This is a genomic window from Rickettsiella massiliensis 20B, from assembly GCF_000257395.1.
Classification (GTDB): Bacteria; Pseudomonadota; Gammaproteobacteria; order Diplorickettsiales; family Diplorickettsiaceae; genus Diplorickettsia; species Diplorickettsia massiliensis.
The window spans coordinates 122,862-147,789 of record NZ_AJGC01000002.1 but is presented as its reverse complement, the minus strand read 5'-3'; the positions used below and the strand labels follow the sequence as shown (position 1 = coordinate 147,789).

At 41.4% G+C, this 24,928-nt stretch carries 26 protein-coding genes and 5 pseudogenes; 13 read left to right on the top strand and 18 right to left on the bottom strand.

From position 1 onward, the window contains the following. Positions 1 to 456 precede the first annotated feature (456 nt). Positions 457 to 3,033, bottom strand: a pseudogene (gene clpB, locus S3O_RS14120) (ATP-dependent chaperone ClpB). Between the two features lie 103 nt (positions 3,034 to 3,136). Beyond that, entirely contained in the window at positions 3,137 to 3,577 is a 441-nt protein-coding gene (locus S3O_RS11840; RefSeq protein WP_010598241.1) for a Smr/MutS family protein, read from the bottom strand. On the opposite strand from S3O_RS11840, the gene S3O_RS0106360 reads away from it, so the two are divergent. From S3O_RS0106360 to S3O_RS20675, 4 genes are read left to right on the top strand one after another with little or no spacing between them, the layout of a single operon-like run. Beyond that, positions 3,518 to 4,525 carry a penicillin-binding protein activator gene (locus S3O_RS0106360; protein ID WP_083827683.1) on the top strand — a complete coding sequence of 336 codons (1,008 nt, stop codon included), beginning with the start codon at positions 3,518 to 3,520 and terminating at the stop codon, positions 4,523 to 4,525. The two genes, S3O_RS11840 and S3O_RS0106360, sit on opposite strands and share 60 nt — an antisense overlap. Then, positions 4,503 to 4,925 (top strand): YraN family protein, encoded by a 423-nt coding sequence (locus tag S3O_RS11835; RefSeq protein WP_010598239.1) that lies wholly within the window; start codon positions 4,503 to 4,505, stop codon positions 4,923 to 4,925. The genes S3O_RS0106360 and S3O_RS11835 overlap by 23 nt, the downstream gene beginning before the upstream one ends. Before the next feature lie 7 nt (positions 4,926 to 4,932). Then, positions 4,933 to 5,250 (top strand): SIS domain-containing protein, encoded by a 318-nt coding sequence (locus S3O_RS20680; RefSeq protein ID WP_010598238.1) that lies wholly within the window; start codon positions 4,933 to 4,935, stop codon positions 5,248 to 5,250. Then, positions 5,240 to 5,590, top strand: coding sequence for a D-sedoheptulose-7-phosphate isomerase (locus S3O_RS20675; RefSeq protein WP_456238853.1), 351 nt, complete (start codon positions 5,240 to 5,242; stop codon positions 5,588 to 5,590). Before S3O_RS20680 ends, S3O_RS20675 begins: the two co-directional genes overlap by 11 nt. A gap of 92 nt (positions 5,591 to 5,682) precedes the next feature. On the opposite strand, the gene S3O_RS17370 is transcribed toward S3O_RS20675, so the two are convergent. The 7 genes from S3O_RS17370 to S3O_RS19650 all read right to left on the bottom strand — a co-directional run bounded on the left by S3O_RS17370 (position 5,683) and on the right by S3O_RS19650 (position 9,649). Further along, complete coding sequence (locus S3O_RS17370; RefSeq protein WP_156792797.1) at positions 5,683 to 5,859, bottom strand: hypothetical protein; 177 nt, start codon at positions 5,857 to 5,859, stop codon at positions 5,683 to 5,685. A 42-nt stretch (positions 5,860 to 5,901) separates the two neighbouring features. Further along, a complete protein-coding gene (locus S3O_RS17365; protein WP_156792796.1) occupies positions 5,902 to 6,069 on the bottom strand; it encodes a hypothetical protein in 168 nt (55 codons plus the stop codon). A gap of 270 nt (positions 6,070 to 6,339) precedes the next feature. Continuing rightward, a complete protein-coding gene (locus S3O_RS0106340) occupies positions 6,340 to 7,002 on the bottom strand; it encodes a histidine phosphatase family protein (RefSeq protein WP_010598236.1) in 663 nt (220 codons plus the stop codon). A gap of 3 nt (positions 7,003 to 7,005) precedes the next feature. Further along, positions 7,006 to 7,422, bottom strand: a complete 417-nt coding sequence (locus S3O_RS19660; protein ID WP_202798020.1) for a cytidylyltransferase domain-containing protein — start codon at positions 7,420 to 7,422, stop codon at positions 7,006 to 7,008. Further along, complete coding sequence (locus S3O_RS19655) at positions 7,385 to 7,774, bottom strand: cytidylyltransferase domain-containing protein (protein WP_010598234.1); 390 nt, start codon at positions 7,772 to 7,774, stop codon at positions 7,385 to 7,387. Before S3O_RS19655 ends, S3O_RS19660 begins: the two co-directional genes overlap by 38 nt. Then, the gene (locus tag S3O_RS14105; RefSeq protein WP_083827748.1) at positions 7,771 to 9,123 is read right to left on the bottom strand and encodes an acetate--CoA ligase; all 1,353 of its coding nucleotides are present in this window, start codon (positions 9,121 to 9,123) and stop codon (positions 7,771 to 7,773) included. Before S3O_RS14105 ends, S3O_RS19655 begins: the two co-directional genes overlap by 4 nt. Before the next feature lie 4 nt (positions 9,124 to 9,127). Then, complete coding sequence (locus tag S3O_RS19650) at positions 9,128 to 9,649, bottom strand: AMP-binding protein (RefSeq protein WP_010598232.1); 522 nt, start codon at positions 9,647 to 9,649, stop codon at positions 9,128 to 9,130. Between the two features lie 321 nt (positions 9,650 to 9,970). Between S3O_RS19650 and S3O_RS16535 the strand changes: the two genes are divergently transcribed. Then, complete coding sequence (locus S3O_RS16535) at positions 9,971 to 10,210, top strand: DUF1328 family protein (RefSeq protein WP_456238851.1); 240 nt, start codon at positions 9,971 to 9,973, stop codon at positions 10,208 to 10,210. Here S3O_RS16535 and tgt read toward each other — a convergent pair. Further along, positions 10,141 to 11,274, bottom strand: coding sequence for a tRNA guanosine(34) transglycosylase Tgt (tgt, locus tag S3O_RS0106325; protein ID WP_010598231.1), 1,134 nt, complete (start codon positions 11,272 to 11,274; stop codon positions 10,141 to 10,143). The two genes, S3O_RS16535 and tgt, sit on opposite strands and share 70 nt — an antisense overlap. Next, entirely contained in the window at positions 11,240 to 12,034 is a 795-nt protein-coding gene (locus tag S3O_RS0106320) for an RNA methyltransferase (protein ID WP_010598230.1), read from the bottom strand. The genes tgt and S3O_RS0106320 overlap by 35 nt, the downstream gene beginning before the upstream one ends. 179 nt (positions 12,035 to 12,213) lie before the next feature. Here S3O_RS0106320 and S3O_RS11815 point away from each other — a divergent pair, with 179 nt between their 5' ends. Next, positions 12,214 to 12,975, top strand: a complete 762-nt coding sequence (locus S3O_RS11815; protein WP_010598229.1) for an inositol monophosphatase family protein — start codon at positions 12,214 to 12,216, stop codon at positions 12,973 to 12,975. A gap of 1 nt (position 12,976) precedes the next feature. On the opposite strand, the pseudogene secF reads toward S3O_RS11815, so the two are convergent. The 3 genes and pseudogenes from secF to yajC form a co-directional block, all read right to left on the bottom strand. Further along, positions 12,977 to 13,857: pseudogene (gene secF / locus S3O_RS14100) on the bottom strand (protein translocase subunit SecF). An 18-nt stretch (positions 13,858 to 13,875) separates the two neighbouring features. Next, a pseudogene (secD, locus tag S3O_RS14095) lies at positions 13,876 to 15,734 on the bottom strand (protein translocase subunit SecD). A gap of 22 nt (positions 15,735 to 15,756) precedes the next feature. Further along, positions 15,757 to 16,086 (bottom strand): preprotein translocase subunit YajC, encoded by a 330-nt coding sequence (gene yajC / locus S3O_RS0106300; protein ID WP_010598226.1) that lies wholly within the window; start codon positions 16,084 to 16,086, stop codon positions 15,757 to 15,759. 317 nt (positions 16,087 to 16,403) lie between these two features. Between yajC and S3O_RS17355 the strand changes: the two genes are divergently transcribed. Further along, a complete protein-coding gene (locus S3O_RS17355) occupies positions 16,404 to 16,784 on the top strand; it encodes a hypothetical protein (RefSeq protein ID WP_156792795.1) in 381 nt (126 codons plus the stop codon). On the opposite strand, the pseudogene queA reads toward S3O_RS17355, so the two are convergent. The 4 genes and pseudogenes from queA to S3O_RS0106280 all read right to left on the bottom strand — a co-directional run bounded on the left by queA (position 16,773) and on the right by S3O_RS0106280 (position 21,697). Further along, positions 16,773 to 17,842, bottom strand: a pseudogene (gene queA, locus S3O_RS14090) (tRNA preQ1(34) S-adenosylmethionine ribosyltransferase-isomerase QueA). The gene S3O_RS17355 and the pseudogene queA sit on opposite strands and share 12 nt — an antisense overlap. A 164-nt stretch (positions 17,843 to 18,006) precedes the next feature. Further along, a complete protein-coding gene (locus S3O_RS0106290) occupies positions 18,007 to 19,116 on the bottom strand; it encodes a D-alanine--D-alanine ligase family protein (protein ID WP_010598223.1) in 1,110 nt (369 codons plus the stop codon). 331 nt (positions 19,117 to 19,447) lie between these two features. Continuing rightward, positions 19,448 to 19,597 carry a hypothetical protein gene (locus S3O_RS17350; protein ID WP_156792794.1) on the bottom strand — a complete coding sequence of 50 codons (150 nt, stop codon included), beginning with the start codon at positions 19,595 to 19,597 and terminating at the stop codon, positions 19,448 to 19,450. Positions 19,598 to 21,160: 1,563 nt separating this feature from the next. Then, entirely contained in the window at positions 21,161 to 21,697 is a 537-nt protein-coding gene (locus S3O_RS0106280) for a hypothetical protein (RefSeq protein WP_010598222.1), read from the bottom strand. Positions 21,698 to 22,264: 567 nt separating this feature from the next. Here S3O_RS0106280 and S3O_RS0106275 point away from each other — a divergent pair. From S3O_RS0106275 to S3O_RS20455, 6 genes and pseudogenes are all read left to right on the top strand, one after another. After that, a complete protein-coding gene (locus S3O_RS0106275; RefSeq protein ID WP_010598221.1) occupies positions 22,265 to 22,495 on the top strand; it encodes a hypothetical protein in 231 nt (76 codons plus the stop codon). Then, a complete protein-coding gene (locus tag S3O_RS0106270; protein ID WP_010598220.1) occupies positions 22,464 to 22,835 on the top strand; it encodes a hypothetical protein in 372 nt (123 codons plus the stop codon). The genes S3O_RS0106275 and S3O_RS0106270 overlap by 32 nt, the downstream gene beginning before the upstream one ends. A 79-nt stretch (positions 22,836 to 22,914) precedes the next feature. Next, the gene (locus tag S3O_RS0106265) at positions 22,915 to 23,328 is read left to right on the top strand and encodes a hypothetical protein (protein ID WP_010598219.1); all 414 of its coding nucleotides are present in this window, start codon (positions 22,915 to 22,917) and stop codon (positions 23,326 to 23,328) included. Positions 23,329 to 23,409: 81 nt separating this feature from the next. Next, positions 23,410 to 24,051, top strand: coding sequence for a hypothetical protein (locus S3O_RS0106260; protein ID WP_010598218.1), 642 nt, complete (start codon positions 23,410 to 23,412; stop codon positions 24,049 to 24,051). A gap of 444 nt (positions 24,052 to 24,495) precedes the next feature. Further along, positions 24,496 to 24,666, top strand: a pseudogene (locus tag S3O_RS16530) (DDE-type integrase/transposase/recombinase); the annotation flags it as partial. Positions 24,667 to 24,686: 20 nt separating this feature from the next. Then, positions 24,687 to 24,833 (top strand): IS3 family transposase, encoded by a 147-nt coding sequence (locus S3O_RS20455; RefSeq protein ID WP_083827747.1) that lies wholly within the window; start codon positions 24,687 to 24,689, stop codon positions 24,831 to 24,833. Positions 24,834 to 24,928 lie beyond the last annotated feature (95 nt).

Genomic DNA, 24,928 nt, shown 5'->3' with positions numbered 1-24,928 from the left:
ACGTTAACTGTGAATATTGACTAGACACTGGGAAAAATTTTAGTATATTATACTAATCATAATCTTCACAGTTAACTGTGACTAATTGATAAAGATTTTATTTACTACAAAATACCAGTTACCAATAACTTGTTGAATTACATTCCTTAGATGCCGTGACAAACTGATTGAACCAACTTTGTTAAACGATACCAAATAATTAAGAAAGTTAGATTAGATTGCAATAAATAATTAAGTATTCAATGTACTTTATATGTAACGATAGAGGTGAAAAACTCTATTTATCAATTTAGTTATTCAAATCACTGTAACTATAAAACTTTATTTTTCTAGACCTTAATATAAGCTTTTCTTATTCGCCAAACGTTTATAACCTCACCTCTAAAATGAAAACAAACGTTTAGTTTTACGCAAAAATTTCAACTTACCCTATTTTTCATAAACAAAGCACTTAGTTTAGCGCTTTGTTTTCTTTTTACGAATCTGCATCTCATTTTCTTTATAATCTACCGTAATCGTATCATTAGGTAAGAATTGTCCTTCAATCAAACCGCGGGCAATCGGATTTTCTAAAGATTGCTGAATTGTGCGCTTTAAGGGGCGCGCACCATACACCGGATCGTAACCTAACATCGCTAATTCATTGAGCGCGGCTTGACTCACTTCTAAAGCAATCTCTCGCTCACTTAATCGTTTGCGCAATTGTTCGAGTTGAATCGAGGCAATTTTATGAATTTGTGTTGAAGTCAATGCATGGAACACAACCACTTCATCCACCCGATTAATAAATTCTGGTCGGAAATGCTGCGCAATTACTTCCATCACTGTATTTTTCAAGGTCGTGTAATCTTCCTTAGGTGCCAATTCTTGAATCAATTGTGAACCCAAATTTGAAGTCATGACAATCACCGTATTCCGGAAATCAACGGTTCGACCTTGGCCATCGGTTAAACGGCCATCATCCAACACTTGTAGCAAAATGTTGAACACATCCGGATGTGCTTTTTCAATTTCATCCAGCAAAACCACCGAATACGGTTTACGACGTACCGCCTCCGTAAGATAACCCCCTTGCTCATAACCCACATAGCCCGGAGGCGCACCAATCAAACGGGCAACGGAATGCTTCTCCATAAATTCCGACATATCTAAACGAACCATTGCGCTTTCCGAATCAAATAAAAAGTGCGCCAAGGCTTTACATACTTCAGTTTTACCAACCCCGGTTGGCCCGGAAAAAATAAATGAACCAATCGGTCGTGCGGGATCCGATAACCCCGCCCGTGAACGACGAATCGCATTCGCCACCACTGCAATCGCTTCATCTTGGCCAATCACCCGCCCATGAATTTCGGCTTCCATATTTAATAATTTTTTACGTTCACCCTCAAGCATTTTTGAAACTGGAATACCCGTCCATTTCGAAACAATTTCAGCAATTTCTTTTTCAGTCACTTTATTGCGAACCAGATGTGTTTCTTGCTGTTCAGCCTGTTGAACCGCTTGCAATTGTTTTTCAAGTTTAGGAATTGTTCCGTACTGTAATTCCGACATTTTGTTGAGATCACCCGAACGACGTGCTTTTTCTAATTCAAATTGAGCTTGCTCTAAATCACTTTTAATTTTTTGTTCACCCTGTAAGGTCGCTTTTTCTGCTTTCCAAATTTCATTTAAATCCGCATATTCTTTTTCTAATTGGCTAATTTCTTCTTCTAAAGTTTGGCGGCGTTTTTGCGACGCTTCATCGGTTTCTTTTTTGAGAGCTTGACGTTCCATTTTCAGTTGAATGAGACGACGATCTAGGCGATCCAATGCTTCAGGTTTTGAATCAATTTCAATACGAATTCGGCTCGCCGCTTCATCAATGAGATCAATGGCTTTATCTGGTAATTTTCTATCGGCGATATAACGATGTGATAACGACGCCGCAGCGAGAATCGCCGAATCGGTAATATCCACTCCATGATGAATTTCATAGCGTTGCTTTAAACCACGCAAAATTGCGACGGTGTCTTCGACATTAGGTTCTTCAACTAATATTTTTTGGAATCGTCGCTCCAGCGCGGCATCTTTTTCGACATATTGACGATATTCATTCAGTGTTGTCGCACCAATACAATGTAATTGGCCACGTGCTAAAGCGGGTTTCAGCATATTCCCCGCATCCATCGCTCCCTCTGCTTTTCCTGCGCCCACCATCGTGTGCAATTCATCAATGAATAAAATGATTTGTCCTTCTTGTTTAGCTAAATCATTGAGCACCGCTTTGAGACGCTCTTCAAATTCACCCCGATATTTTGCTCCTGCAATCAGTGCGCCCATATCTAAAGCGAGCAAGCGTTTGTTTTTTAAACCCTCAGGCACCTCACGATTGACAATACGTTGTGCTAAACCTTCCACCACGGCGGTTTTACCGCAATACTGGATTATTTTTTTGTGCGCCGTTGTAACACTTGAATAGTACGACGAATAACATCGTCACGACCAATGACGGGATCTAATTTTCCTTTTTGCGGCTTGTTCGGTTAAATCAATCGTGTACTTTTCAAGCGCACGACGTCGTCCCTCTGCCGCCGGATCCGAAACGCTTTCTCCGCCACGAATCGCTTGAATAGATTGCTCAAGCATCGATTTCACGGCACCGGCTTTCTTGAGTAACCGACCTAATTTGTCCTTATCCTCTACCGCGGCCAAAACAAATAATTCACTGGAAAGATATTCATCTTTACGTTGTTGAGCAAATTTATCGGCAACATTAAGCAGCTGAATTAAATGTGGGGAAGGATAAATTTCACCTGGCTTCGCCGCTTCGACCGTAGGCAAACGGTCAATTTCTTGATCAAGATCGGCCAATAATTGTGTTACGTTGACACTCGCTTGTGCAAGTAATGGTTTAACGGTTCCGTTGTCTTGGGTTATCAAGGCTTTCATTAAATGAATCGGCTCAATAAACGCGTGATCACGTCCTATGGCTAACGATTGTGCTTCCGCTAACGCCGCTTGAAACTGGCTAGTCAGTTTATTTAGACTCATGATATCCTCTTCATTATAAAATCGTTTCTTCTCAATAAGGGACACTTACTTGATTGATAGTGTAGTCAAATTCGAAAAATTCAAGCATCGAAACAATTTACCTTTACGTCTTTCGTGCTAACAAAACATAAACCGCTCCGCTTCCCCCTGCTTGTGGCCATGCTGAAACAAAAGCCAATACCCAAGGAATTTGCCTCAACCAAGCATTCACATGATTTTTTAGTTTCGGTCCGGCGGTACTCGAATGACCTTTACCATGAATCACCAAAACACTACGATGATCTTGCATATAATGTTTAGCAAGAAAAGATAATAATGTTGCGCGTGCTTGTTCTACAGTTAAACCATGTAAGTCTAAACACTCTGCTGGATAAAATTCACCACGCATTAATCTTTTCATTACTTTATGCTGCAATCCAGGACGTTTAAAAAATAATTTTTGATCCGCCTCAAGCGAGCAAATTGTCGGATCTTGTAATGAAATATGTTCAATTTGTGTCAGCCACGCCTCTTTTTTATTTTCAATCCTTTCTTGTGGGCTCACTCAAGGTTTCTCACCGCTGCTCAGATGAACAATGGACCACATCCCCAAATTAACATAATCGATACCACAACAGAAGCTTCGATTGAAGCGGCTTATCATAAAGCGCTTTCACAAAAAGCACAGCTTATCGTCGGTCCTTTACTGCGCGCACAAGTCCAACGTATCGCCGAACTTGATCTTAACGTACCGGTCATCGCACTCAATTACGTTGACCCCAATGTGCGAACCGCGTCTAATCTGTACCAGTTTGGTCTTTCACCCAGAGACGAAGCACGACAAGCTGTACACGCTGCATGGGAACAAGGTTATCGTCAAGCCTTATTGCTCGCGGTGAGCACCGCTTGGGGAACACAGCTTGCGCAAGCATTCCGTACCGAGTGGGAGCAATTAGGTGGCCACATCGTTGAACAAGCCTCCTTATCTCCTCGTCCTCGCGATCTCACTGCACAAATACGACATCTTTTGCAATTTACAAAGCCTAACCAGCGAAGAACTGACTTCGATGTCATTTTTCTCGCGAGCGATAAAACGATTGCCCGCCAAGTAAAACCACTTTTAAAATTCTTCTACGCGGGCGATGTGCCAGTGTATGCAAGTGCCTCAGTTTATGAAGTGAATTCGAGTCGCCAAAGCAATAATGATTTGAATGGCCTGATTTTCTGCGCCGCGCCCTGGATGCTCGGCCAACGTACCGCTTACGCAAATGTCTATGCGCAATTACAAACGACGACCCCAGCGGTTTTATTAAATCGTTATCGTGCCTATTATGCACTCGGCGTCGATGCGTTTGTACTGAGTCAAAATCTCGCGTCGCTACATGCTACCCCCGAAACATCGTTATCCGGGGCCACGGGCCAACTACGGTTAACCGCGCAAAGATCCGTGACACGTCAGCTACCTTGTGCCCAGTTCAAACAAGGGCGTCTTGTCACGCTCAATCGCAATTGAGTTGATGAATAAAAAAAAGTGTGGCCAACTTGCCGAACAATTTGCTTGCGTTTATCTGAAAAAACAAGGTTTATCCCTATTAGCACGGAATTATCGTTGTCGTTTTGGAGAAATCGATTTAATCATGCAAGAACGTGAGCAAATTGTTTTTATTGAGGTTCGTTATCGTGCTCGGAGCATGTTTGGCTGTAGCATTGAAACCATTCATCGTGCCAAGCAAGCGCGCTTACTCAAAACAGCAGAACACTATTTGCAACGACACACTCCTTATGATGAACCCCCTTGTCGTTTTGATGTCATAGGCCTTTCCCCTACAACTACTCAAACTGATTTTTCTATCGTCCGTGCTTCCCTCACTTTCTCTGCTCAAGTAGAATGGCTCAAAAAATGCATTTTCTAGGTGAATCATGGATTCTATTGAGCGTATTCGAGCGAATTTTTTTAAAAATAATTCTGTAAATCAATCCGTGATTGAGCGTATGGGAACGCATTTTGCAGAGAGCATTCGTGTTAAGCAGCAAACGTTAGCCGAATTAGCCCCAGAAATAGCGATTGCCGGCGAACTCATCGTGCATTGTTTTTTAAATAACAACAAAATTCTCGTTTGTGGAAACGGCGGCTCGGCAGCCGATGCACAACATTTTGCCTCGGAAATGATCAACCGTTTTGAAAAAGAACGTCCGAGTCTTCCAGCAATGGCGTTAACAACCATCCATTGCCAATGACTATCGTTATGAAGATATTTTTGCCAAACAACTTCGTGCCCTAGGTCAAGCGGGGGACTTATTGTTTTTAATTACGACTACGGGCAATTCTAAAAATTTAATTGAGGCGTGGAAAGTAGCGGAAAAACGCTCCTTATATACCCTAGCTCTCACCGGAAAAGATGGCGGCTTACTCGCACAGCTGTTGAATCCAGCGCGCAGCATCGAACTCCGTGTGCCAAGTCATTCAACCGCCCGTGTTCAAGAAACTCACTTACTGATTATCCACTGCTTATGTGACTTTATTGATCAAAAATTATTTGATTCTTGTCAAACAAAAAGCAAATCGAATACTGAATGACAATAATCTACTCTGTCGCGATAGCAGTATAATATCACTTAAAAGATAATCTGCATTCTCACCACATCCTAATAAAACCCAGGCGCTACATTTTATTGTGGCGGAATTTGACCGTAAATAATCTTGGACTGCTCAATACCCGTTCCCCATCCTAGAAGCGTATCGACACCAATGACATTCCCCCATGGTATAGGTTGGACTTTGTGACAAGGTATAGAAAAGTCGGTGTGAATTTCGACTCGATAATTGACGTAAACACGTCGTTGCACACTCTCCAGCACCTTGATCCAAACTCAAGATGTAGGGCGTATTTAACGTACACAATACGGTAACACACGCAATACTTTCTGTTGAAAACCGAGAATGTGGTCGACGACATCAACGGGAACAGCTAAAGATTGCACTTCTGCAAACGTAACCGGGCAATAAAATCCTGAACAAAAAACAATCAGAAAAGAATATTTCGCTAAACAACGCATGATGGATCTCCTGTTGCACAATAGTTGACCATTATAATAATCGGATCCTTTTCTTTTTCGTTTAGCTTCCCTAAGAATAAGCCTATGATAAGAATTCAATATTATCTAATTTTGTTATTATCAGTCTGATTAAAAATAAATCATTTTCTCTAAACTTTCTTTTAATTGAAAATAAAACAAAATGTCTACAAAACAGATTGGCAACAAAAACTTCCAATACAGTATTTTTAACTATCGAAAGCATTCAAATCACAAGCTTTTAATAAATGCCTAGATTGGTGAAGATAGCCTGCTACTTAAGAGTTGTTCTGGTTTTTTATTCCAAAAAACGAGTTGCCATTTTCCCTGAGTATAGGTTAATAAACTAATCTGACCGGTTGCAACTTTAAAGTTTTGATCACGTACGTGCTGCGCAAAAGCACCGGGAATTAAGTGTAAAAAATAACGCAAGCACCCATTGCTCGCAACCACAAGAAGAGTATCCTTCTCGGCATGTTTTTTACGGAGATCCTCAGCAAACGCATGGGTTTGTTCGATAACTTCCGCCTCAGACGCACCCCAACCGGCCTCGAGGGGCCATTGACTTTGTTTTTCCCAATTTAATAACGCTTCACCTTGACCTTGCTCTTTAATTTGCTGACTACTTAACCCGGTCCAACGGCCATAATCGAGTTCAATTAAGCGAGAGTCCACGATCGGTTGCGGAGCATGATCTAAAGACTCAACAACTATCTGCGCATAATCCTTGGTTCGTTTTAACGGCGCGCAATAAACGCCGTGTAAGGTTATGTTTGTTTCTCTTAAGGAATGTGCCAGCCGTTGTGCTTGCTCCACACCGGCCGTGACTAAAGGTAAGTCTTGTTGTGCACCCACCCAGACGGCAGGTTGAGAAGGTTCAAAGGTGTTACCGTGTCTTGATAAAATTAAGTGCATGCTTTATTCGCCTTTATTTTCAGGAAAAGAGATTAACTCACTTTCTTGTTCAATAAGCTGTTCTACAAACGTTACATCACGTGGGCTGTCGATAGAAGCGTGTGTCCGGCCACGATAATCAACAACCGTCACATGAATCGGAATTTGATTTTCTAATGCGCGTAACTGTTCTAATCCTTCGACCTTTTCCAGGCGAGAAGGAGGCAAACCGACATACTTTTCCAAAACCGCCATTGAATAGGCATAAAGACCAATGTGCCGATAACAAGGCAAGGCTTCATCCCCAGCTTCTCTTAAAAAAGGAATGATACTTTTTGAAAAGTATAATGCGCGCGCCGCGTTATCAAACACAACCGTTGTCCCACCGACACATCCCTCTGATTTAGTCGCTTGCAGCGCCAACATACTGTCTTTGGTCATCTGTACCGCGAGGGTATGGATCACCGAAGAAGTCATGCGGTGTCAGCACCGCATCTCCCTGCAGATTAATCACATAATCTTCCGCTTGCAGACCTAATGTCGTGGCCGCTGCAAACACGCGTTCCGTACCATTAGGATGATAGCCGGTTGACACCACTCGCGCGCCAAAAGTCGCAGCGTGTTGTGCGATGTGTGGGTGATCCGTCGCAATATACACTTCATCGATTTGTTGAACTTGTTTTGCAATCGACCACATTCGGTAAAGTAACGTTTGTCCTTTTATTTTAGCTAACGGTTTACCCGGAAAGCGGCTCGAATCATAACGTGCAGGGATGATAATAACCGTTTTCATAGTGTTTGCTTTTTATCATCCGCTTTTTGTAATGCTTGCAAGGCTGAAAAATCTTCTAAGGTTGAAACATCTTGTTCAACCTGCCGATCCATCGCGACGTCCCGTAGCAAGCGTCGCATAATTTTACCCGAACGAGTTTTGGGCAATGCCGCCGTAAATATTAATGATTTTGGTTTTGCTAAAGGACCGATAGTATGACGGACTTGCTGGACAATTTCCGCTTTGAGTTTCTTTGAAGGAGAAGCACCATCTTTAAGCGTCACAAACGCAGTGATGGATTGCCCCGTTGTCTCATCGGGAATCGCCACCACCGCTGCTTCGGCAACGAGCGGATGACTTGTCAACGCCGCTTCCACTTCTGCAGAGCCCAAACGATGCCCAGACACTTTAATCACATCATCGACACGACCGACAATCCAAATATCGCCGTTTTCATCGTATTGCGCACTGTCTCCAGAGAAATACGCATGGGATACCGGCTGCCAATATTGTTCTGAATAACGTTTGGGATCATTCCAAATCCCGCGTAACATACTCGGCCAAGGTTGGCGAATCACAAGTGATCCCCCTTTTCCAAAGGGCGCCGGTTCGCCGGTGACCGGATCAATAATATCAATAACCACGCCTGGGAGCGGCTTGGCAACGGATCCGGGTTTTGTCGGCGCCGTTGCACCGGGGATCGGTGAAATCATAATGGCTCCGGTTTCGGTTTGCCACCACGTGTCGACAATCGGACAACGTTCTTTACCAATTTTTTTGGAATACCAGTTCCAGGCTTCGGGGTTCAGGGATTCACCCACACTCCCTAATACACGCAAAGAAGACAGATCATATTTATCGACCCATTCATCGCCCCATTTCATAAAAGAACGAACCGCTGTGGGTGCCGTATAGAAAATATTGACTCGGTAGCGATCAATGAGCTGCCAAAAACGATCCGGGTTCGGGCAATTAGGCGCTCCTTCATAAATGACAATACTCGCCGCATTTAATAAAGGGCCGTAAATCACATACGTGTGTCCAGTAATCCAACCCACATCCGCGGTACACCAATAAATATCGCTGGGCTTCAGATCAAATACTACTTTAGAAGTATAGTAAGCGCCCACCATATACCCGGCTGTCGTATGATAAATTCCTTTCGGAGTCCCGGTTGAGCCGGAAGTGTATAAAATAAATAAAGTATCTTCACTATCTAAGGGTTCCGCCGGACAGTGTTCGCTCACGCCTTCCAACAAGGTATTCCATGCAATGTCTTTGGGTGAAATAACAGAACACGGTGTTGGTAATCGCTGATAAACGACCACTCTTTCAACGTCTGGGCACTGCATTAACGCTTGGTCAACCACCAACTTAAGAGGAATAATTTGACCACGTCGATACCCCCGTCACCACGACGCGACTTTTCGAATCACGGATTCGTGATGCTAACGATTGTACAGAATAACCGGCAAAAACGACGTTATGAATCGCGCCGATGCGTGCGCAAGCCAATACTGCGATAATTAATTCTGGTAAGAGCGGCATATAGAGCGTGACACAATCACCTTTTTTTACACCAATCTTTTTTAGGCCATTCGCAAACCGGCACACTTCATGATGGAGTTGTTGATAACTAAATTGACGTTGTTCACCGGGCTCCCCTTCCCAAAATAAGGCAATCTTATCGGCAAACTGTGGAAGATGACGATCCAGACAATTAAACGCCAAATTGGTTTTCGCTTGTGCAAACCACGTGGCAAACGGTTCCTTCCAAGTTAAGACCGTTGTCCAAGGTTGAAACCAGTGCAAATCACTCGCGACTTCTGCCCAAAAGGCTTCGGGCTGCTCAATCGAGTACCGATAAATTTCTTCGTAATCAGCGATTGAATTCATTGTAACCTTCGCTTTTCTTTTTTCTGGCTTTTTCAGCACAGTGCTCTTTTTTATAGGAAACTTATTTCTAGGTGCTAAATTATCAGACATCCAACTTTTGCGCAATCGAAAAAAGACTTAACCCGCATTGTTAGCAAAATAACGTTTTATACTGATTGTATGTGCCACGTTTTACCTCCATTTATCTCCCTTATATCGAGATACCTTCTGATTCATTGTTCCACTTAAACTCATTTCACATAAAAAAATAACCAACTTGCGACTCTTTCATTCGTCAACTACCCTAAAACTTGAGTCAACTTGTGAAAAGGAGATAACTCAATGTTAACTTGGGCCTTTATATTTTTAATCATTGCCATTATTGCCGCAATTTTCGGATACACGGGTGTTTTTGTGGCCGCTTCGGGTATTGCAAAAACAATTTTTTCATTTTCGTTGTACTCGCCATTATTTCGTTTATTGCCTCGTTATTTCGGAAAAAACATTAAAAGTCATTCTGAGCATTCAAGAATCGATGCACGCATTTGGTCACACACGGCCTGCATCACTGTAATATTGTGAATACAAGCGAGTTGACTATAAAAAGACGATCGTTGTTTAAATAAAAAATGTAAATAAGCGCGGGTAAAGTGCCGGCAAGTATAACATACGCAACCCTCTAAAATAGGCCGGTCGTCTTTTGCGTAGTGGCTTTTTTTAATGAGAATTCGCCCATTTTTTTCTTCGCTCACAAAAGTGAACCAATCGTCTGTACGAACCAAAGTCCCGTGATAAAGTGCGCCATGGCGCGCGTTGCGGGTCGGAGCAACACAGTCGAATAAATCAATTCCCTGGCGCACGACTTCAACTAAATCTTGCGGGTTTAACCCAACACCCATCGTATAACGGGGTTTATTTTCTGGTAATAAGGGCCGCACCCAATCAATCACTTCCACCGTTTGTTGAATATCAAATCCAATCACTTCGCCTCCGAGCGCAATCCCATCTAACTCCGCGTCGACAATCACTTGCCCCCCCTGAATAATGCCAAATAAGGCTTGTTTTTTTCCGTAAGTCGAATACGGCGAGGCTTCGTATGCGGCTTTTGATTCAAGTAACCAACGATGAGTCCGTGCCATCGCCGCCAGTGCCGCCGCTCGACCGCCTTGTTCTGGAGTACATTCATCAAAGGCCATAATAATATCCGCACCAATCACTCGTTGAGCCTGAAGTGAACTTTGCGGAGTTAAATGCAAGATTTTACCTGTCAGCGGATGTTTAAAGTGTGCGCCTTGTTCATCAATTTTACAAATTTTACTGTTTTTAGAAAGACTGAATACTTGATAACCACCGCTATCGGTTAACATCGGTCCCTGCCACGCCATTAAACGATGCATTCCACCGTTGGTTTCAATCACTTCCACCCCAGGACTGACTAACATATGGTAGGTATTACCACCCAAAATAATTTGGGTATGGGTATCCTGTAAATCGTGTGGCGTCATATGATTGACAAAAGCACGGGTCCCTACAGGCATAAAAGTCGGTGTGGTCAACGTTCCATGCGGTGTAGTGATTTCAAGTACACGCGCCGCATTGTGCGAATTGGATTTAATCAGGCGAGTTGTAAACAGATTGGCATTCATTCTCTTTCTCTTTGCTTTGCCCCTTTACCGAAAAAGCGATTTTTTTCTGAATAGCGCTCAAAATACCGCGCAATAGTTTAACTTCGATTGTTTCTAATTCGACACGACTGAACAAACGACGTAAACGTCCGATAATTTGTTGACTCCGTCGTGGTTTTAAAAAATCCACTTCATCTAGAACCGTATTAATATGTTCATAAAGTAGTTCTAACTGATCAACCGCAGCCAACACTTTTGGTTTGGTTGCAACCATCACTGGCGTTTGCAACGCCAATTGCAATTCGTATGCGACAATTTGTACCGCCGCTGCAAGATTGAGGGAACTGTAATCTGGATTGGCTGGAATGGTCAACTGAAAATGACAACGTTGTAATTCTTCGTTAGTTAAGCCGTGTCGTTCTCGACCAAAAAGCAACGCAATTTCATGCTGTGGGACCCATGTCGCGACTTTTGCGGCGGCCGCACGCGCGGTGCAGGAAACCCAATTTAATTCTCGCGGGCGCGTACTGGTTCCTAATACAAAATGGCAGCCTTGCAGCGCCTCATCCAGTGAATCGACAACGATAGCCTCCGCTAAGACATCCAGTGCGCTACTCGCACGTAAAGAGGCTTGAGGATGAGGGAAGTGTTTGGGATTGACTAAATACAAGCGGCGTAAGCCCATGGTTTTCAGTGCGCGCGCGACCGCCCCAATATTGCCGGGGTCTGTGGTATTAACTAAAACGAAGCGTATTTTTTGTATTAAATCAGAACAAAGCATCAGTCGTATTATTTATACCTCAATAACTTATGGTATCATTCCTGATGCCTTAAGAACATATAATTACTTTCTTATTGGCTTACGTCGCTTAGAACGTTCTCGATTTTGTGGAATACAAAACGCTTATCAACGAGAATTTTGTAGGCGTTTTATCTACCCTATTTTAATGATAAACGATAATGCACCCATTTTTAACGATTGCCGATCGTGCCGCACGTCAGGCTGGTAAAATTATATTAGACGGCCTGGAACGTTTAGATCGACTGAACGCACAACAAAAAAAAGATAACCGTGGCGTGGTCACTGAAATCGATAAACGCGCCGAACATGCAATTATTTCCATTGTACAGGATGCCTATCCCCATCATGGTATTTTTGCCGAAGAAAGTGAACCGACCACAGGAAAAGAATATACCTGGATCATTGACCCATTAGATGGCACTTCCAATTTTATTCACGATTTTCCGCATTTTGCCGTCAATATCGCGATTCGAAATGAAGAAAAAGGGATTATTGAACAGGCCTTAACTTACGATCCACTACGTCAAGAAACGTTTTTAGCGACGCGCGGCCAAGGCGCTTTTTTAATGACGGCACAACGTTTTATGCGGCGTTTACGGGTCAGCAAACGGAGTCGGATTGAAGAAGCCTTACTCGGCATCGCCATCCCCTCACGCGGCTTAGGGGTTTTAACACCTCCTTTAAATAAAGAAGCGTTACGGCACACCATGGCCCAAGCAAGTGGTATTCGGCGCACTGGCTCGGCAGCGTTGGATCTCGCTTATGTTGCCGCCGGCCGACTGGATGCCGCCATTGAACTCAATCTTGAAATTTGGGATATGGCCGCCGGAATTCTTTTAATTCGCGAGGCCGGGGGAATCGTTTGTGATTTACATGGTGTTGAAAATTACTTCGCAACATTGCGCAATGCCCGACCTTAAATTAAGGACGGGTATCAATTTCTTTGGTCGAGGGCAATAGATTTTCTCGCGAGAGTCCCAACGCCACGGCTAAGGCTCCGGCTACATAAATCGACGAATAAGTCCCCACCACAATCCCAATAATTAATGCTAACGCAAAACTGTGAATCATCGGCCCCCCGAATAAACACAACGATAACACGACCAGTAATGTCGTTGCGGAAGTCATAATCGTTCGCGACAAAGTTTGGTTAATCGAAAGATTAACCACTTCTTTAGCATCGGCTCGACGTAACTTCCGAAAGTTTTCGCGAATACGGTCAAAGATCACGATAGTATCATTTAAGGAATAACCAATCACCGCTAAAATCGCCGCCAAAGCGGTTAAGTTAAATTCGATATTAAATAACGAAAAGATACCGAGAATCAAAATCGGATCGTGAACCAAGGCAATCGCGGCGCCCAGAGCAAAACGGTATTCAAACCGCAAAGCAATATAAATCATGATGCCGATCAACGCGATAAACACAGCAAACGCGCCTTGTGTCGCTAATTCATGGCCGATTTGCGGACCAATAAATTCTAACTGAACATTTGGGTCGCTAATTCATGTTGCGACGTTTGGGTCGCCAGACTAATCAAGACATCGTGTGAAGTACCATAACTTTGCACCAAGGTATCTTTGAAGCCTGCCTGCTGTAAATTCTGCCGAATTTCAGACAGATTTGCAGGCGTGTCAAAATGAACTTGTAATTGACTGCCTCCTGTAAAATCTAAACCCCAGTGCAATCCTTTTGTTAAAAGCGCCGCCACCGAAATCAATAAAAGTAGCAAAGATAAGCCTACCGCCCAGCGTTGCAGCCCTAAAAAATCAATCGTCGTTTCTTTTTTAAAAAATTCCACAGTTAAATGCTCGTTACGTTAGATACCAATCGGTAGTTTCTTGAGACGACGCCCACCATAGAAAGCGTTAATGAGCGCTCGGGTAAGCATAATTCCAGTCAACATCGAGGTCAGTAACCCTAAAGTTAAGGTCACAGCAAATCCTTTAATTGAACCGGTGCCCATGCCAAATAACACTAACGCAGCAATCAAGGTCGTCACATTTGCATCAATAATCGTTGCCAACGCGCGATCATAGCCCGCATGAATACTGGCTTGTGGCGCAACGCCATTACGAATCTCTTCACGAATACGCTCGAAAATTAACACATTTGCATCCACCGCCATGCCAACGGTTAGGACGATTCCAGCCATACCCGGTAAAGTCAAAGTCATACCGAGTAACGAAAGGAGGGCCACCAATAAGATTAAATTGACGGCTAAAGCAATGTCTGCGATCCAACCAAAAATACCATAATATATTCCCATAAATAAGACCGCTAACAAAAAGCCAACCACAATCGAAATCAATCCTTTGTGAATGTTTTCAGCACCCAGTTGCGGACCAATGGTTCGTTGTTCCACCACATAGATCGGTGCAGGTAACGCCCCAGCACGGAGAAGAAGCGAAAGATTCAAGGCTTCTTGCGGATTCGTGAGCCCCGTTACTTGAAAAATTTTGGTGGAAGTGCCGTTTGTATGGTCGCAATATTGATAATTCGCTCCACTTTATGAGGAATATACGCCGTATTTCCAGAAATTATTTTTTTGGTAGCCTTGGTTTCAACATACACGATCGCTAACGGTTTCCCGATATTTTCCCCCGTCACCCGGTGGAAATAACTTTCACCACCACCTCCCAAGCTAATACTGACTGCCGCACGGCCGGTTTCATCAAAACTGGTTGACGCATCGGTGATCGAATTTCCGGTTAATATCACGGTTTTATTGAGTAAAACTGGTTGCCCCTGATATTCAAACAATTGTGAACTCACGGGGGTAATACCCGATTTTTGAGCCACTTGTGGATCATGATTTAAATCAACCAAACGAAACTCAATGGTTGCCGTCCCACCTAAAATTTGTTGGGCACGTGCAATATCTTGTACACCGGGTAAATCAACGAGAATACGATTTCTACCTTGTTGTTGAACAATCGGTTCCGCAACACCCAGCTCATTAATGCGATTACGCAAGGTGTTCATTGTTTGGTCTAAGGCGGTTTGTTGGAGCGCCATGCGTCCGGCTTCTGTCCAGGTTAAAACCAATTGGTACCCAGGTTGGGTGGTCACTGTGAACTGCGGAAATTGGGGTTCAAGGAGATGACGTGCGCGTTCAACGCTGGGTTGATCCCGAAAAACGACGCTTAGCTGCCTTTCATTCGGGTGCAATTCCGTGTAGCGGAGGCGTTCTTTTTGTAATTGTTCACTGACATTCTTAACAACGCCTTGCATGCGCTGAGCAAAGACAGTCTGCATGTCTACTTCTAAAGCAAAATGTACACCACCACGAAGATCTAAACCGAGCTTCATCGGCACCGCGCCTAACGTCTGTAACCAGTGCGGCGCAGAAGAGACTAAATTGACGGCCACGGTGTACTCATCGCCCAGCGCTTCAGCTAAGATATCTTTTGCTTTGAGCTGGGCGTCGGTATTTGAAAAACGCAGTAATAAAGTTTGATGATCAACACTTTGTGAAAGTGGCGCTAAATTTTGTCGTTGTAAACTTATTTTCACTTTCTGAGCTAAATCATCCAAGTTTACTTGGCTCAATGGGTTCGCTGGAGAAATTTGCACAGCAGGTTGTTCTGGAAATAGATTCGGAATGGCATACACCATCCCGATAAGAACCAGCAAAATAAGCAACACATTTTTCCAACGCGGATACTGATTGAGCATATTGTTTTTGCCTTAACTGCGGTTACATCGTTCCTTTTGGAAATACATTCACGATTGCGGCTTTTTGTACTTTTATGTCGACATTCTCAGCTATTTTCAATGTCACAATCTCTCCTTTTATTTCAACAATTTTTCCTAAAATCCCCCCGGTTGTACTGACCTCATTACCGATAGCCAAACTTTCCATTAACTGGCGATGTTCTTTCGCGCGCTTCGCTTGTGGACGCCACAAAAGTAAGTAGAAAATCACGACAAAACCTAATAACACGAGAATTTGAGATAATCCTCCGTTTGGGGCCGCCGCGGTTGTTGTTGCGGCATCCGCCCACGCTTCATTAATAAAAACACCCATTGTGCTCTCCTTTGATTAAAACAAAACACAGATGCCATGCAATTTACCTGGTTCGCTGCAGATTCGCAAATGGGAATATGGGTGGTTTATCCTGCATGATAGGGGTGGTTTATCCTGCATGATAGCCGTAAACACTGCGCTTTCTAAGCAAACTAAACCACTTCCACATTACCTAACACCTCATTCTGTTAATCGATCACCGATATTCATTCATCCAAATCACTGAGTTTGGATCAATTTTTCTCATACCTAGGTCACTGACTGCGCTTTGGATTATAATTATGTTTAAATTATTCTCTACTTCAAGGACCGAATTTATGCCCAACTTTTTTTACCAATTACTTCCCTTTCTAAGATGCATCAATCCCTATTCTCGGTTAATTTCCAGACGAAGACGCCATAGTAGCGGAATCAGTGTACAAGAATTTGCAGGGACAACTTGTTCTCCGATAAACAATACAATTTCTTTACCGCCCCCAGAACAGCAACCGGTATTCACCCGAATCAACACTCAACCCCGATCCACACCAAGTCCTCGATCGCAGCAATATATTGATGATAGTTTGGCACGCTTTTTCAGCCCGAATCCAAATGGTTCGCCACGGATTCCGTACGCGCAGGTCTGTCCAAGTGCACGGCTTAATCGTCCTGAAAACATGGAGAGTGGCTTGGGAGACTCATTAAAATTAGGCGCTTAGGTGGTCTGCGCACGCTATCCACATTGCGTCCCCATAACTAAAAAAACGATACCCTGCAGTGATCGCTTGTCGATACGCATTCATCACCGCGTTATGCCCTGCAAAGGCAGAAACTAGCATCAACAACGTTGATTTAGGCAAATGAAAATTGGTTATGAGCGCATCAACGCATTGAAAACGAAAACCAGGATAAATAAACAGACGAGATTCACCCTGATACGGCCGAATTTCACCTTGCAGACAAGCGGTTTCCAAGCTACGAACGGTGGTCGTTCCTACGGCAATGATGCGCTTCCCTTGCTGTTGTGTACGCTTTATTTTTTCACATAACTCAGCGGAAACCGTCACCTGTTCGGCATGCATAAGGTGATCAGTTAAGCGAGTCACCCGAACCGGTTGAAACGTGCCCGCGCCGACATGCAGGGTGACAAAATCAATCTCAACTTTTTTGTCGCGCAATTGCTGTAAAAGTGACTCATCAAAATGCAGGCCGGCGGTCGGCGCCGCGATGGCACCCGGAACCTGGGCATAAACCGTTTGATAGCGCTCTTGATCTAAGCCCTCCTCATCTCTTGCCATATAAGGCGGCAAAGGCATATGCCCGACTTCATTTAACACATCAAGAACCGGCTGATCGTGCTCGACGAGTTGTAACTGAAATAAGTTTTCCACACGCGTTTGGATCCGAAATTTTTGGCCATTTTCGAGTAACAGCTCGGTATCCGGTTGTAATGATTTATTCGCTTTCGGATGCGCCAACACAAAGCCCTTTTTCTAAAATACGCTCAATCAAAATCTCGACTTTGCCCCCGGTATTCTTCTGGGCAAACAAACGTGCCGGAATGACTTTGGTATTGTTTAAAATTGTTTAAAATCAACAAATCCCCAGGTTGAATAAACGAGAGAATCGCTGAAAAAGAGTGGTGTGCAATCTGTCCTGTGTCTTTATCCAGACAAAGCAAGCGACTTTGCGTACGCTCCGGCGCGGGGTATCGTGCAATCAACTCTGCGGGTAACTCATAATCAAAGTCATGAATCGATAAAGGGGGATGGGTCATGAATCTGGCTCAGAAAACGGATAATTAAAGAGACAGGCATCATAATCAACTCTGTTTTGTATAGCAAACCGAATCAGGCCGTTTTTTCAGATAAGATTGAATACGATAGGTTTCTCTCCAAGCGCCGTTCTAAAACCCCAATAAATATATGTTCACAAACTCGTTTATTCGACAGAAGGTTGATAAGTACGCTTTAATTTCGCTTGACGGGTATAGCGAGCCATGGCTAACTCCAGCAATCGACTTAACAAGTGAGTGAAAGACAATCCTGAAGCTTCCCATAATTTTGGATACATACTGATTTGGGTAAAGCCAGGAATCGTATTGATTTCATTGAAATAAAGGGCATCGGTCTGTTTGTCGATAAAAAAATCGATGCGCGCCATCCCCTGACAAGCTAACGCTTCAAAAGTACGCTGCGCAAAATCCTGTAATTGCACAAGCTGTTTTTTCGATAAATGAGCCGGAATGACAAGTTTTGCCCCGTTGGGATCAAGGTATTTGGCCTCATAAGAATAAAAAGCATGGCGGGGAATGATTTCACCGCATACACTCAATAACGGTGACTGCCCCCATTGTTGATTTTCTAGAACCGCGACTTCAATTTCACGTACTGACAAGGCTTGTTCAACAAGCACTTTACTATCGTAAAGCAACGCCGTTTCAATTGCCGAGGCAAGCGTTTCAGGAGAAACGACTCGCGTAATCCCAACACTCGAACCTGTATTCACCGGTTTAACAAAAAGAGGATAACTCAGCTCTTGATGAATTTTTTGTGAATAATAGGGGGCATTTAACTCCCATTGTCCTTGATTAAACGCTACAAAAGGCACAACTGGCACGCCACTTTCTACCACGAGACGCTTGCTCAGCACTTTATCCATAGCGACTGCGGAACCTAAAGTATTTGCTCCAACATAGGGAATATCTAGAAACTCAAGTAACCCCTGTAATGTTCCGTCTTCACCATAGGCACCATGTAACACAGGAAATATGACATCACAAAAATCAAGATTTTTTTTAAGCGTCGCCGCAAAATACAAGTTTTTTTCCGGAGAAAGCAACATTTTTTTCTCTGGCGAACCCGGTTTACTATTACTGAGGGAATCTGCTGCGAAGAGCCACTGACCTTGCGAATCAATTAACACAGGGGTCACATCAAACCGTGATCGATCCAAATTTTGCATCACTACCGCAGCAGATTGCAGTGAAATAGCGTGTTCGCTTGATCGTCCACCCGATAAAACCACCACATTTATTTTTGAATGGGTCATGCTAACATGTCTTCCGCTTTGAGATAGATTGAACTTAGACAGTAGCAAAAATTTGCTGTCTCGGGAATAGTCAAGATTTATTCGGTATTCCTATCACAAAGATAAACCATCCTCCTTATCACAAAAATTAACATTAATCGTTTAGATAAGGTACACAAATATGATAGCGATAAGCCCATTTTAACTGCAAATAAAGCAAACTATATTCATAGTTGTGAGTACCATTCCTCTTTTCTTTAATAAATTATTACAATACCTATCCCATGAAAATTTACTAAAAAAACAAATAAAAAATAACTGAATTTATTGAAAGCCAAGTGGACAAAAAACGCTATTTATTTGTCTTTACAGCAGGAATTAATTCTTTTCCATAAAGCGTTGACGGATGACTCTCTTTTTCTTTTTCAAAAAAAGTGAGGGGTTGGTGTGTGGTTTTACCGATCTCATTTTCCGATTTATTTTCTATTGAAAAATAGTTCACTTGTTTTTTATTGTTTACAGATAATTTTTCGCTATTTTAAATTGGAGCCTCTCTTTTAAAGACCCCAAGTAAAGTGGAAGCGGCTTCAACAATAGTAAGGCTCGCCAACATTGCTAAACCATTTGCTAGGTATAAATAAGAATTTATATTTGTCGTAAAAAAGATTAAAAAAAGGGTGAATATGTGATGAATTAATAAAAAAATAAAGTAGTTAATATCATTAAGAATAATAGTTTTATTGGAGTAAACATTGAGATAAAGTTTTTTTAGCTTTGGGTTTTTCCTTCGAATTTTTAGCTATCGTCACTGAAGCTTGTTCAATAATTTTTTACATTCGTTATCTTGCAGTAAACTTATATAATTATATCGATACAATAAACTGATACCAATAAAATTAAATATAAGATAAATAAATATCTAGAAGCGACTTTTCTATTGTTTACGCTCTGAAGTTTATTATTTTTTACAAAACAAAATTGAAAATATATAAAAATAAAAAATGATAAAAAATTGTGAATTCTTGAAACTCAAATTATTCTTAAGATTTTTATATAGTTATAACGATCTTTGTAAGATTAGCTATTTTTGTTTTTCCGTAAAATCAATATCGCACAGAAAAAAATCAAGGGAAAATAGCACTTAGTTAAACAACGATTAATCGATAATTGTGTATTTTTTAACGATTAACAAAGAGGGTCGTGCTATCAAAGCGAATTCGCGTGATGGGTTGTATCTTACACTGAGAGTATACTTGTTTACACTGAAATATATTATGTCTAAAGTGATATGCTAGTACGCTTATACAACGTTACATACGTCATAGCGAGATGGCGGCGCGCCACTCTTTCAATGCCCTTATTTTCGCAATACACTCTCTTTTTCACTGCAAAAAAAACACATTCTAAACCTAAGAAAAAAATAGTTTATCGCTAAAAATCTGTTAATAATTGCTTATTTCAAAATCTTACTTAATTATAAGATTATTAATCTATAATATTTTTCTGACACAGAAAAATTATCTATTTTACGGTAACTTAATTGCGAAAAAAGGAAGGGAGCGGCAATTCTACTTATAAAATGAACAGCTGGTTATAGCCATACAACCGTATTAAATCCATGATAAGTAAATTATTTAGACAATATTCGCTATTTACAGAATAATCACTCAATAATTTACATTTTTATAATCAACTAACCCGTCACGATCGCTTTTAACTTAAATATGCTGAATGCTTAGTGCGCAGAAGCGAGACAAATAGATTTTAGATTTTTCGCTCGGAAACATGCTCTTGTGCCTTTCTTCTGAGCGATAATTCAATTACCTAAACAAAAAACGACTTCTCTACGAGTAGTGACCAAACGAAGAAACACTGACGTGGTCTAGAGACTCCGACGCATCAGAATCTGAGTCTAATGATAATCGATGCCCAGAGGAATGATGGTTAGCCGTCTCTTGGGACTGTTGCTGCAGAGGCTCGGAAATAGGCTCCACAGGCTGCGCAGTAGAGCTCGCTGGAAGCGTTTTTTGACTTATTTTTTCCTGTATTTCTTGTAGCCCATGGACTACCTGCTGAACAATGATTTAACTTTACTGGACCATGATTTAACAAAACCACCGACTCGGTCAGAAAATAGAGCGCATCCTAACAAACCTAAGACTCCAACACTTATAGCAAGCATGCATAATGGATAATAAGCCGCAATTGTCGCTGCGCCAGCGAACAAGCAACCGATAATAGCCACAAAACCAAGGGCCAACAGCGCTACCCAACCACCAGTCGAATATTTGGACTTAAATAAAACCTGGATGGGCATAAATAAAAACTGGGCGCCCTTTTTTAGGGCTGACCAAGTTTTATTTCCTTTAAACTGCTTTTCAATTTCCTTCAGACCAGAAAGTGTATTTTTTACTAACTGCTCATCTACCTGTTGGTCTTCATTTAATAATAGTTCTTCATCTTTTCGGTTTGCAGTTAGGTGTTCAATGATGCTCTTTAGATCATCTAGTTGCTCTAATAGTCTTTCATCCTTTATCTTTTTTAGCTCTTCATCAATAAGCCTGCTTATTTCTTTCAATTTACCTATAGTTATATTGCTCATAATTATACAATTTGTTGTTTTATAAGTAGGATTAACAAAAAATTATACTGTAATTTCTTATTAAAGCAAACTAACATTAAGATAAAAAATAAAATTAATAATCCAGAATGTACATGATAAGCACTCGCTCAGCAAGCCTATAGAAACTTTCTTCGAAAAAATCTCTTTATTCGAACCTTCCTAGAAGCCAACCCACTTATTAGGGAAAAACAGTTAAAATAATTGGTATATATTACATTCAATATAGTTTTTTAATTATCCAAAATCTTTCTTTATATGGTTCATCAACTCTTTGCCTTAATTTCTAATAACGGATAAATAGCCCTCGTTTTTTATGTAAGACAAAAAACTTTCACCTAAGTCGAAACCGATAATTAAAATTTAAAAACATATTTTTACCTTTAACTGACTAAAAACAGCATAGCAAGTTGCCTCTTTTCAAACCTAATTTTCCTTAAACGGACATAATGCGTTCAATTAAATCAAGTTTCTAGTATTTTTATATCTTAAAAAGATTTTATAAGCTAATGTTTTATCTATATAGCGTGTTTTACACGGAGGGTATCCATGCAACTTAAACGGCATTATCTTGCAACAATCGGATTCACAGCATTATTCTGTGCTACACCCTCGCTCGCCGATAAACCTCAACCTCGTTTCTCAGCCAATGGCTATGTCAGTGATTATGCGGTGGATGAAATGGATTTAATGCCCCCCCTTTCAGGCGATCAGCTCCGACACACGTATTTTAATTCCGCTATCGCCTATGGTTCCTCGGTCATCACTGATACAGAATAATAAAACTCTGCTCGGCGTTTATCTCTTTGGTGGTTATACCCGCTCCGAATACCACGCTCATTTATGGGTTGCGAATCCCGGCCTCGAGGTCATCGGTCGACGTTGGGATGCTCATCTCAATGGCTATCTATTGATGGGCAATAAACATTATCACTACTTCGATGGCTTACAAGATATGGCTTTTTTTCGTGGTCATAGTCTCTTGGCTTCTGAACAACCTTTTAATTTCGTTCATTACACTGGAAATGGCGCCGACCTCAAATTGGCTACCAACTTTTACCCACGTACCCCTTCGTGGTTATATCGGCAGCTATTATTTTCATGCCCACGCAGTGAATAACATTGGTGGTGGCGCTGTGGGTTTAGAATATTGATTCGATGATCACATCAAGACTTTTGCTCATTATACTTACGATAATGTGCATCATAGTACCGGAGCGATCGGTTTAGGCATTGAACTCGGTGGCACACGTTATCATCGTAGTGATCCTTGTATTGAGGAACGTCTGACGGATCCGGTCGAACGTTATCTCGCTAAATTGGGTCATGGCTCGGCCCTTCCAGGTAAAACAAAAGAAAATCTTATCGGAAATCCTTTTACAGTTGAAATCCTCAATAATATTACCTTTTTCAGTCAAACCGGATCACCCAACGATAGTTCAACACGGACACTTGCAAGCTGTGCCTTTGAAGCGCCCTGTGGACCGAGCGACTTCATTCAAACCAGTGTCGATCAGCTGAATACGTTACTCCCAAATACAATAATGTATTTTAATGCTGACGACTACCCTGCTCTTAACTCTACATCGGATTGCACAATTATTTTACTATAGAATCAAAGTATTTACTCACAGAATAGTGATTATTCGCTGCCTGCCATAGCCAGCGAGTGCTCTCATTTCTTAGGTGGGTTTTTGTTAGAGGGAAACAATATATTAAGCCGTATTGTCCTTCTACCGACTCCTGAAATAAAACCTCAGGGGATTTTTTATAATGATATACTTTTGAGCAATACTTGTAATATCTTAATTGAGCATAGTCAAATCGGCGGCCCTTCTAATCTTTTTGAGATAGGAATCGATTTAAATGGCCCAGGTTTTAATTATTTTAATGATAACAAAGTATTTTCTAGTTTTCAGGCAGTCGCTGCTGGTAATTCTGCTAATTTTTTAATTGAGAATAGTATTTTAAATGTGATAGATCGTACAGTAGATACTGCTACCACCACAGTCGTCGCAGGTTCAGGCGCATCCGTACAATTAAATAATGTTAAACTAAGCACCACTGGCAATTTGAATGGAGCACTGACGGGATTCCTCACTCAAATTGGGACGATTACCGCTAATAATGTCGATATTTATACAAATAATCAATTGGTCTCTTCTTTTGCCATAAACAATACAGGACTAGGTGGTTCTGTTTCAATAAATAATAGCTGTTTAAACATCAACGGCCAACTAGATACAAATATATTCACCAATGATCCAGTTTCATCTGGGGTTACAATTACCGACTCAATCTGTCAATTAAATGGAGGATTCGTGTCTTGTATTTAATGAATTACAATCGCTAAATATTACATTACTAAAAAAATAAACTACCTGCTTGCTTTTAGCAGCAAGAAAACATTTCAACAAAAAGTTGCTGGTCGAAAAGATGGAAATCCTATATGACCATTCATCCTCCTTTAAGCAAGGAGGCTCCTTTATGGAAACGTAGTCTAATTGAAACTAAGATGGCTTTTGTTATTTTTTAGAATATCTTTCCAAGTATAAGTTTTTTCTATGCCCCATTCCCCTGTAATTGCTAGACTTGCGGTGTTTTATCTTTTAAAAAATGCTCTATTATTTTTTTAATATCTTTTAATTTGGTAACTTTGTTTCCAGGCATTTATTATCCTTAATTTAATGTAAATTTTATTAATTCCGATAAAAAAATTATCGTTAGTTATATTTTCCTCAAAAAATCCGTTATTTTTGACTATTTTATAATAAAAAAGAAGGGTGGCTATAGGGCGACGTAAACCAAGCCAGGGGTTGCTTTGGCATACTGATAGAGGCAATCAGTATGCTAGCGATTTTCATCGGCAAATACTACAGCAATATGGTATTAGACAAAGCATGATCCGTAAAGGTAATTGCTGGGATGATGCTGTATCAGAAAGTTTTTTTACACGATGAAAACAGAATAGATTTATCATTTTAACTTTGAAACTAAAGAGGAGGTAAAACAAGTCATTTTTGAATATATTAAAGTTTTTTATAATCGTTTAAGGATGCACTCTGCCAATGATTGTTTATCACCGGTAGAATTTGAGAAAGCTCATAAATTTAATTAAATTTTTGTCCGGATTAGTGTTGCCAGGTCAACCTATGTTAACTAAACTGTTGATAGAAGCTATTGAAGAGAGTTTATTAAAGGAAGATTCATAAA